Source organism: Pseudomonas sp. zjy_15 (assembly GCF_043101865.1).
GTDB classification, from domain to species: domain Bacteria; phylum Pseudomonadota; class Gammaproteobacteria; order Pseudomonadales; family Pseudomonadaceae; genus Aquipseudomonas; species Aquipseudomonas putida_Y.
The window spans coordinates 1-1,319 of the sequence record NZ_JBICII010000127.1; the positions used below are offsets into that span (position 1 = coordinate 1).

Sequence of the window (1,319 nt, forward strand, 5' to 3'; positions counted from 1 at the left end):
TGCGGGCCGGTAACGGCCTGCCGTCAGGCAGGCCTTGATTTCACCAGGTTGGCCTGATGAACCGATCTCCGTACAGAATCGCAAATTGATTCATCGCGCTTTTCCAATCATGGGCCGGTTTCCCCCAATTGGCTGTTATGTTGCGCAATCCCAGCCAAATCAGTTTGGTCGCTGCGTCATCATTCGGGAAGTGCCCGCGAGTCTTGATGACCTTGCGTAGCTGGGCGTTGATGCTCTCGATGGCGTTGGTGGTGTAAATCACCTTCCTGATGGCCGGTGGGAAGACGAAAAATGGAATCACTCGATCCCAGGCGCGCCTCCAGGCAGCCACCACCGTCGGATATTTCTCTCCCCACGGCCCGTTCTCAAACTCATCGAGCGCTTGCTCAGCTGCTTCGGCATTGATGGCTTGGTAAATCGGTTTCAGCTCCTTGGCCAGAGCCCGTCGCTTGTCCCAGGCCGCGTAGTCGAGGCTGTTGCGGATCAGGTGCACGATGCACGTTTGCAATGTCGTCTCTGGAAACACGGTACTGAGAGCCTCTGGCATACCTTTGAGACCATCGGTCACGGCAATCAGCACATCTTCGACACCGCGCGTCTTGAGATCGTTAAAGACCTTCATCCAGAACTTCGCACCCTCGGTGTTCTCGATCCAGATGCCCAGGATATCCCGCGTCCCGTCGGGGAGAACGCCCAGGGCCAGGTAAATGGCCTTGTTGCGCACCAGGCCCTCTTCGCGGATCTTCACCCGCAGCGCATCGAAGAAAATGACCGGGTACATCGGCTCCAGTGGCCGCTGTTGCCACGCGCCAATCTCTTCCATGACCTCGTCTGTCACAGAGCTGATGAAATCGGGTGAAACGTCGGTTCCATACTGCTCGGACAAAAAGGCTCGGATCTCTCTGACCGTCATTCCACGGGCGTACATGGCGATGATCTTGTCATCGAAACCGGTATACCGCCGCTCATGCTTGGGGATCAGAATAGGCGCAAAACTGCCGTCTCGATCACGAGGAATTTCCAGCCGCAGCGGGCCATCGCCGGTCAAAACCGTCTTGCCACTCTTGCCGTTACGCTGGTTGGTTTCATCCTCTGGGCGCTGCGCGCCCGGCGGATAGCCCAAGTGGTGGCCAAGCTCGGCACTCAGGGCGCGCTCGATCAGGGCCTTCTTGAACGCCGCAGATGCATCCTCGATAGCTTCTGCGGTCATCAGGCCCTCACCGAACTGCTCCAGCAGCTCTTTGGGGATTTTGGGCAGGTCACGCAAGGGTTTCTTTTTGGTTGGCATACATGCACCTCTTACTCATGTTATGCCCGAA

The 1,319-nt window shown here is 57.2% G+C and carries 1 protein-coding gene; it reads right to left on the bottom strand.

The window, feature by feature from the left end; genetic code table 11:
- Nucleotides 1–40: 40 nt before the first annotated feature.
- Nucleotides 41–1,288: an IS256 family transposase gene (locus ACF8EF_RS24095; protein WP_060495197.1), complete on the bottom strand. Its 1,248-nt coding sequence runs from the start codon at nt 1,286–1,288 to the stop codon at nt 41–43.
- Nucleotides 1,289–1,319 lie beyond the last annotated feature (31 nt).